10 protein-coding genes are annotated in these 7,697 nt (G+C 68.3%); 7 read left to right on the top strand and 3 right to left on the bottom strand.

Going from position 1 to position 7,697, the window contains the following annotated elements:
- Positions 1-491: 491 nt before the first annotated feature.
- Positions 492-911 (top strand): YjdF family protein, encoded by a 420-nt coding sequence (locus I2D41_RS09925; RefSeq protein WP_195233026.1) that lies wholly within the window; start codon positions 492-494, stop codon positions 909-911.
- A gap of 208 nt (positions 912-1,119) precedes the next feature.
- On the opposite strand, the gene I2D41_RS09930 is transcribed toward I2D41_RS09925, so the two are convergent.
- Positions 1,120-1,569, bottom strand: a complete 450-nt coding sequence (locus I2D41_RS09930) for a hypothetical protein (protein ID WP_195233024.1) — start codon at positions 1,567-1,569, stop codon at positions 1,120-1,122.
- 435 nt (positions 1,570-2,004) lie between these two features.
- Positions 2,005-2,106, bottom strand: a complete 102-nt coding sequence (locus tag I2D41_RS09935; RefSeq protein ID WP_218565035.1) for a TetR/AcrR family transcriptional regulator — start codon at positions 2,104-2,106, stop codon at positions 2,005-2,007.
- A 195-nt stretch (positions 2,107-2,301) separates the two neighbouring features.
- Between I2D41_RS09935 and I2D41_RS09940 the strand changes: the two genes are divergently transcribed.
- From I2D41_RS09940 to I2D41_RS09965, 6 genes are read left to right on the top strand one after another with little or no spacing between them, the layout of a single operon-like run.
- Positions 2,302-3,030, top strand: a complete 729-nt coding sequence (locus tag I2D41_RS09940) for a lantibiotic protection ABC transporter ATP-binding protein (protein WP_195364381.1) — start codon at positions 2,302-2,304, stop codon at positions 3,028-3,030.
- Complete coding sequence (locus tag I2D41_RS09945; RefSeq protein ID WP_195364382.1) at positions 3,027-3,797, top strand: ABC-2 family transporter permease; 771 nt, start codon at positions 3,027-3,029, stop codon at positions 3,795-3,797. The genes I2D41_RS09940 and I2D41_RS09945 overlap by 4 nt, the downstream gene beginning before the upstream one ends.
- Positions 3,797-4,612, top strand: a complete 816-nt coding sequence (locus tag I2D41_RS09950; protein WP_195364383.1) for an ABC-2 family transporter permease — start codon at positions 3,797-3,799, stop codon at positions 4,610-4,612. The genes I2D41_RS09945 and I2D41_RS09950 overlap by 1 nt, the downstream gene beginning before the upstream one ends.
- On the top strand, positions 4,605-5,006 hold the full coding sequence (locus I2D41_RS09955; protein WP_195364384.1) for a hypothetical protein: 402 nt from the start codon (positions 4,605-4,607) through the stop codon (positions 5,004-5,006). The genes I2D41_RS09950 and I2D41_RS09955 overlap by 8 nt, the downstream gene beginning before the upstream one ends.
- Before the next feature lie 44 nt (positions 5,007-5,050).
- Positions 5,051-5,713, top strand: coding sequence for a response regulator transcription factor (locus I2D41_RS09960; RefSeq protein ID WP_195364385.1), 663 nt, complete (start codon positions 5,051-5,053; stop codon positions 5,711-5,713).
- A gap of 26 nt (positions 5,714-5,739) precedes the next feature.
- Positions 5,740-7,137 (top strand): sensor histidine kinase, encoded by a 1,398-nt coding sequence (locus I2D41_RS09965; protein ID WP_195364386.1) that lies wholly within the window; start codon positions 5,740-5,742, stop codon positions 7,135-7,137.
- 79 nt (positions 7,138-7,216) lie between these two features.
- Here I2D41_RS09965 and I2D41_RS10155 read toward each other — a convergent pair whose 3' ends face one another.
- Positions 7,217-7,339 carry a hypothetical protein gene (locus I2D41_RS10155; protein ID WP_267471615.1) on the bottom strand — a complete coding sequence of 41 codons (123 nt, stop codon included), beginning with the start codon at positions 7,337-7,339 and terminating at the stop codon, positions 7,217-7,219.
- Positions 7,340-7,697: the final 358 nt, after the last annotated feature.

Genomic DNA, 7,697 nt, shown 5'->3' on the forward strand with positions numbered 1-7,697 from the left:
ACGGTGCTGCACCCCCCTGTCGCGCTATATCCCTACGCAGTGTTCAGAACCCCTGCTCACCGAGCAGCACCGCGCGAGGTCCAGCACGAGTACGCCTTCCCGGGTACAGGTCTCATGCCCTATGCGGGAGATGAGGACCTTCGGGAACACGTCCCCGATGGGCAGAAGCGACGCGAGCTCCCCCTCAAGCATCAAGTTGATGCTCATATCGCCTCTCACATACGCTCTCCTTCCCGGTTTCGAAACTCGAATTGATTTAAAGTTTCGAAACCGGGAAGGCAATATACAAAAGGATGTGTCGAGGAACGAATCCCAGCCACGTCATGTCGGCAGCGATGAAGGGCGCATCCGCGCGTGCTACAATGCGGGCATCAGAGATGAAAACACAGTCCCCGTCGGGTAGTCGTGGGCGTGCGGGAGTCCGCATCAGTAACCTGCCTCCTTGGTTGTCCCTTCTCTGCATGGTCATCTACATAAAGGAGGAACCAGCCATGCAGATCAGCGTGTCGTCCACCCTGACCGTATATCACGACGGTCAATTCTGGGTCGGGCTGGCGGAGCACGTCGAGGGCGGAAAGTACGGCGTCGCCCGCATCGTCTTCGGCGCGGAGCCGTCCGATGAGGAGATCCTGCGATTCGTTACAAGCGAATGGGAGAAGCTCTCGTTCTTCGGCGACAAGGCCATTGAAACAAACAAGCCCGCGAAGAACCCCAAGCGGCGCGCCCGTGAGGCGGCGAAAGCCCTTAAGCGGCCCGCGATGAGCACCAAGGCGCAGCAGGCGCTCGCAGCACAGAGAGAAGCGATGAAACAGGAGTCAGCTCATGCAAGAAGCCGACGCCGCGCGGAAGAGGCTGATGCGCGCTTCGAGCAGCGAAAGCTGAAGCGCAAGCAGAAGCATCGTGGGCATTGATTGCCATTTGCAGCAAGGCAAACCATATACAGCAGCGGCGCCAGTTCCACTTGAAGCCGACACCGCGTAGACGCTGATGGTGACGGCTATGCACGGGCACGGGCGCGCCACCGCACTTCACAGCTTGTTTCTCAAGTATTTAGGACGCACACGCGGCGTTCAAAAATGCGGAGCGACTCCGCATGGCTCGAGACTGAGCCGAGGTGCCCTACTTCTCGCCTTCCAGCAGGCCCACGATGCGATCGATGTCGACGGCAAAGCAGGACCTTCCCTCGCGCTCATAGAGGTCAAGGTACGCCTGGCATTCGGAGACAATGCGTTTGGTGTTGCCATCGATGATGCGCTGGAGCGTCTCGTAGTAGGCCGAGCCCTCGGTCCTGAAGCGGCGCTGGTAGGCCTTGGTTATGGGGAACATCTTGATGTAGTGGATGCCGTGGCGGCAGCCGGGGCGCGTCGTGGGGCGGGGTGGCAACGCAAAGTACTGGTCTTTGGGCACGTTAGGGGCGATGTTGGAACGCAGCGGCACGGCGAAGTCCCTGCGCTTTCCGCGGAAACGCAGCCTCACCACCACGATGCAGGGGCGATTGTGCTTAAGCATGAGCTCACGGTCGCCATCGACGAGGTCGAAGAAGTCCTGGGAGATGGATACGATCTTCATCGGTTACGCCCCCTCATACGAAGCGGGGCCCGCATCGCTGCAGGCCCCTACAGGTGGGCGATATTCTACGCCTTGCGGCACCCCGTCGCCCACGGAGGTTAAACGTACACGTAAGCCGTACTCTGAAAGCCGCGGCTTCCGGCAAGTAGTTTATACCACGAAAGGTCGCTTTCAATGCGCATAGCTCGCAAAATAACACTCGCTGGGCCGTCACCCCTGGCAGTTACCCTCCAATCTTCATTGGAGTCAGCAGGTCAATTCATATATTCATGGGGGTTTATCCTACCGTCGGTGAGCGATTTGGTTAGGGTGCCGCAGCGGTCGAGGATGTCGACGACCTTCTGCTGGGTGCCGATGGATGGGGCGGGAATCTCGACCCTCGATAAGTCCACAGGCGCGGCTTCGATTACCTTTTTCGATTTAGCGTATTGCTCTTCAGATCATCGTGGTGTGCTCGTAGCCGCGCTCCACGAGGAGCCGCTCGGCAACGTCGAGAATCTTCTCGACCGTCTCCTCCGGGTACTTATTGCGTGCCACGAGCACCTCCGTCCTTGTTATCGCGATAAACATACCATGAGTGGCGTACGGGTCGAGAAGGGCTGGCGCCAAAAGAGCCCAACGGCCGTTACAGCTTCGTTAGAAACGCGCCCCACCATGGATGTTGAACCCGAAAGGTAAGGCGCGCGGGCACGGCGACTCGGCCCGCGCGCCCGGAAGAGAAAGGATAAGCCCATGGATTACATGCTCGAGACGCGCGGGCTCACCAAGCGCTTCGGCCGCGGCGACCAGGCGCAGGACGCCGTGGCCGACGTGAGCCTTCATATCCGCGAGGGCGAGGTGTACGGGCTGCTCGGCCCCAACGGCGCCGGCAAGTCGACAACGCTCAAGATGATCTGCGGGATGCTGCGGCCGACGGCCGGGGAGATCCTCTTTGCCGGGCACGCCTGGCGCCGCGAGGACCTCTACGCAATCGGCAGCCTCATCGAGGAGGCGCCGCTCTACCCCAACCTCACCGCACGCGAGAACCTGCGCGTGCGCACCACGCTGCTGGGCCTTCCCGAAAGCCGCATAGATGAGGTACTCGCCGCCGTGGACCTCGCGGACACCGGGAAGAAGCGCGCCGGGCGCTTCTCGATGGGCATGCGGCAGCGCCTGGGGCTCGCGCTGGCGCTGATCGCCCGGCCACGCCTGCTCGTGCTCGACGAGCCCACCAACGGCCTCGACCCCATCGGCATCGAGGAGCTGCGCGACCAGATCCGCGGCTTCGCGGCGGCGGGCACGACGGTGATCGTCTCGAGCCACATCCTCTCCGAGGTGCAGCAGATGGCGGACACCATCGGCATCATCTACGGGGGGCACCTCGCCTACGAGGATGCGCTTCGACCCGGGCAGGACCTCGAGGAACTCTTCATGAGCGTCTGCCGGGAGGGGCGTCGAGCGCGCGGGGAGGTGGCGGCATGACAGGCGAGAAAAGCGGCCTGCTCGCGGGCCTGCGCGCCGAGGCCCTGAAGTCGCGCCACGCGGCACCGGTTCGCCTGGCCGTGCTCATGGCGCTGCCGATGCCGCTGCTCGGCGCGATGCCCTACCGGGGCGTGCAGATCTTCAGCGCGTGGAACTACTGGTACGCGCTCTTCCTGCCCGTGGCTCTCTCGCTCGTGGTGGCATGCGTCGCGCGGGCGGACGCGCGCACGCGGATGCGGGGGCTTCTGGGCCTGGGCTTCCCGCTTAGGCGCGCCTGGTGGGCCAAGGCGCTCTGGTGCCTCGCGCTCTGCACGCTCTCGAACCTCGTGGTCTTCGGCATCTACCTCGCGGGATCGGCGTTCTCCTCGCAGGGTCTCACGGCCGCGGGCACGTTCACGATGCTCCTCTGCGCGCTCGCCAACACGGTGACCGCGGCGTGGATGATTCCCGCAGGGCTCTTCCTCACGGCGCGGCTCGGCATGCTCGCGGGCATCTTCTGCCCGCTCGCCGCGCAGCTCATGGGCGGGTTCGCCTGGTCGCTGGTGCCGCTGCCGCAGCTCTTTCCGCCGTCGGCGAGCATGGTCATCCCTACGAGCTTCATCCCCGTGCTGCCAAGCGGCGAGCCACTCGCGGCGGACATGGCGCTCGGCGGGGCGCTCGCGGCGGACGGCATGCTCACACTGGCGGGCCTTGCGGTCTGCGCGCTCGCGTTCGCCGCGCTCACGGCGGCGGGCGCGGCCTGGTTCGCGCGCTCCGAGGAGAGGTGATGGCCGTGACACGACTCTCCGACCCGACGCCACGCATGACTCTCTCGCGGGCCCTGCTCTCCGAGGCCCTGCGCCTGGCGCGCTCCCCGCTCACGGCGGTGCACCTCGTCTGCGGCCTGGCAGCCGGTCTTGCCTGCGGCGAGTACTTCTCCGTTACCCGATGGGACCCGGCGCTGGGCGCGGACGCCTACGCCCAGTTCCTCGGCGCCCTCATGCCGCTCATGTCCGCCATCGTCTGCGGGCTCGCCGTGGACGAGGAGCGCGCTGCCGGGCGCCTCGCCAACCTCACGGCGGTCCCCTCGCGCGGGCGCGCCGTCGCGGCGAAGCTGCTCGCCCTTGCGGCGCTCGGCGCGGGCGCGCTGGCCGTGGCGCTCGGCGTGTTCGGGGCCGCGCTCGCCGTCGCCGGGCGCCTGCCGCTCGGGCCCGCTCCGCTTGCGGCCGCCTGGGCGGGCATCGTGCTGGGCAGCCTGCCCCTCTACGCGCTGGAGCTCGGCGTGGCCCTGCGCCTCGGCCGCAACGCCGCCATCGGCGCCGGTGCGGCGGGGATGCTCCTCGCGTTCTTCTCAGTGGGCGGACTTGCGCACGGCCTCATGACCGGCGAGCTCACCGGTGCCCTGGCGACGCCCCTGAGCTGGGTGCCGCTCGCCTGGCCCGCGCGTCTGGGGTCGCTCGGGGTGGAGGCCTTCATCGACGCCGCACGCGCGGCGGGCCCTCTCCTCACGACTGCGCTCGCTGGCCTCGTGCTCGCCCTGGCAGCCGCCACCGTCCTTCTGGCCTGGTTCTGCCGCTTCGAGGACGGGAGGGCAGATGCGTAGGAAGCCGCTCGCCGCCGTGCTCGCCCTCCTCTTCGCAGCGCTCGTCCTGGGCGGGAATGCCCTGCTCGACGCCGGCTGGGGGTCGGCGCTGCGCTCGATTGCCGACCGCGTGCTGCCCAACCCTGAGATCGCCATGTGGGCGCCCGCGCCCGAGCCCGGCAGCCACGCGAGCTCCCACGCCGACGCCACCGGGGCGGGGGCGAACTACGTCTACCTGGTGGACGCGGCGGACGACAGGGGCAATGTCCGAGAGCTCCAGCTCATCTTCTTCGGGCGGGAGTCGGACGGCGAGGGCTGGCTCGAGATCGAGGCGCGTGGCGGCTCGGGCGTACGCTACCGCGCGTGCGACGCGGCCGAGCCGCCCTCGGCTGCCCGCGGGGCTCTGGACCGCTGAGCGCGGCGCAAGTACAATGCAACGGGAGTTTCAGGAGGTCGAATATGGCGAGGATACTGGCAGTGGATGACGAGCGGGCGATCCTCGACGTGCTCGCGCGCGTCCTCGGCCGCGACGGCCATGAGGTCGTCAAGGCAGCGGACCCGACGGCGGTCCCGGGGACGGACCTCTCGCGCTTCGACCTCGTGCTCTGCGACGTCATGATGCCGGGGCTCGACGGCTTCGAGCTCGTGCGGCAGATCCGCCCGGACTTCGACGGGCCCATCATCTTCCTGACCGCGCGCGTGGCCGAGGAGGACGCCGTGGCCGGCTACGGCCTGGGCGCCGACGACTACGTCCGCAAGCCCTTCGGGGCCGCGGAGCTGCGCGCCAAGGTCGCGGCCCATCTGCGCCGTGAGCGCCGGCCGCGCTCGCACGCCCTCTCCTTCGGGGAGGTGCGGATCGACCTCGGGGCGCGCGGCCTCGACGTGGGCGGCGAGGCCGTGTCGCTCACGCCCACCGAGTACGCCATCTGCGAGTACCTCGCCCGCCACCCTGGGCAGGTCATGAGCCGCGCGCAGATTCGCGAGGCGGTGCTCGGCTGGGAGAGCGACGCCGACGACGCGGCCATATCCATGCAGGTCAGCCGCGCCCGGAGGAAACTCTCCGAGGCCGGCGCCGACCCGATCGCGACCGTCTGGGGGATGGGGTACAAGTGGCAGCTCTGAGGACCGGGGCGCGAGGTCGCGGGGGCATGCCGCTCTCCTTCGTCATCGCGCGCTATTTCGCCTACGCGTTCGCGGCGGTCGCCACGGCGTGGCTCGCCACGTTCATGGCGCTCTCCGCGGCGATCAACGCGGGCTTCGTCTACGAGGCAAGCTGGGGGCCGGCCAATGCGCGCGAGGTCGCGGAGGGCCTGGCACGCGACGGCGTCTGCGGGCAGCAGGACGTGCCGACGGCGTACCGCTACCTCATCCTGAACAAGGACGGATACGTGCTGATGACAGACCTCGAGGGCACGCGACTCGAGGACGCGACGGAAATGGCCCGTGCGGCACTCGCCGCGGATCCGGGCACAGTGGAGATCGAGGGCGGGGGCTCGGGCCTCACCTACGCCGCGTTCCCGCTCAAGGGCGGCGGGGCCTGCGCACTCGTCAGCGAGTACCTGCCGCAGTGGGTCTCGCGCGACCTCGCCGGCCTGCTTCCCAACCCGCAGAACCTCATGCTCGTCGGCGCCGCTGCGGGAAGCGCGCTCGCGCTCGCGCTCGTGGCGCGCCGTGCGAGCCGCGTGATCTCGCGCAAGATGGCGCCGCTCGCGGAGGCGGCGGGGCGCGTCGGCGCGGGGGAGCTCGACTTCGCGGTCGGCAGCACCAACGTGCGCGAGGTGAACGACGTCCTCGCCGCGATGGACGCCATGCGGGCCTCCCTCGCCGAGTCGCTCGAGGCCCGCTGGGCCGCGGAGCGGGGGCAGCGCGAGCAGGTGGCGTCGCTTGCCCACGACCTCAAGACGCCGCTCACCGTGCTGCGCGCCAACGCCGACTTCGTGGCGGAGGAGCTGGAAGACGAGAAAGACGCCGACCTCGCGGCCGCCGCGCGCGACATAGCCGACAGTGTCGAAAGGCTCGACGGCTACGTGCGCCTGCTCATCGAGGCCTCGCGCGGGTCCGGCGGGGCGGAGAGGGCCCCCATGCGGCCGGCCGAGCTCTGCGAACAGGTCCTCGCCGAGGCCGCCCAGATCGCCCGGGCGCGAGGCGTGACGCTCGACGCGACCACGGGCCCTGCTGTCGCGGGCGCGCCCGAGGCCCCGCTCGACCGAACCGCCCTGGCGCGAGCCGCCGCGAACCTCGTGGCCAACGCCGCCGAGCACGCGCGCTCGCGCGTGGCGGTCTCCTGCGACGTCGCGGGCGGGCACCTCGTCATCGAGGTCGCTGACGACGGACCGGGCTTCTCTCCTGCCGCCCTCGAACGCGGCTGCGAGCGCCTCTTCACAGACGACTCATCCCGCTCCTCGCGCGACGGAGGCCGCCACTACGGGCTCGGCCTCCACGCCGCCTCCGAGGCCGCGAGCGCCCACGGGGGCTCCGTCTCGCTCGCCAACAGCCCCTCGGGCGGCGCGGTGGCCACCATCGCGGTCCCCCTGTGCGGGGCCTGACGACTCAGACCCTCACACCGGCGTGGCTCGCAACCAAACGCTTCCCGGATAATAATGCCCGTTGCAGGGATCGCCCTGGCTAGTCGCCGCCCATGTGCATGAGCATGTCGGCGACGCGAGTCGCCATCTCGTCCGCCGCTACACGGATGTTGGCGACCCAGGACGCAAGGCCGACCTGATCGGATGCCTCCGCCTCAAGCACGTCGCAAATGACGGCGGCGACCGCCCCGGGAGCCGCCCGCGGCCGGGCACGCGAGGGAGCCTCGAGACGAGAGGAGCTCGAGGACGACCATGACCAAGAGCATTAGCAGGAGCCAGGTGAGGCTCATCGCATCGACCAACGCGATATTCGGCGCCGACGAGGCGTGCGCGATGCTGCGCATAAGCCGCGACGCAATGTACCGGCTCGCCCCCCTTTGCACTCACCGCCAGCACATGCTATAAGGTTGTTGGTGGCCCATTGAGCTACCTCCAAGTGCCGGGGGAGTCCCCCGGCTATTTTTTTAGGCTCTGTTAGACCAGGATTGACATTCCGCCCCGTCATCTTCTTGCGATTGCAC

This window comes from Collinsella aerofaciens (assembly GCF_015552075.1).
Classification (GTDB): domain Bacteria; phylum Actinomycetota; class Coriobacteriia; order Coriobacteriales; family Coriobacteriaceae; genus Collinsella; species Collinsella aerofaciens_Y.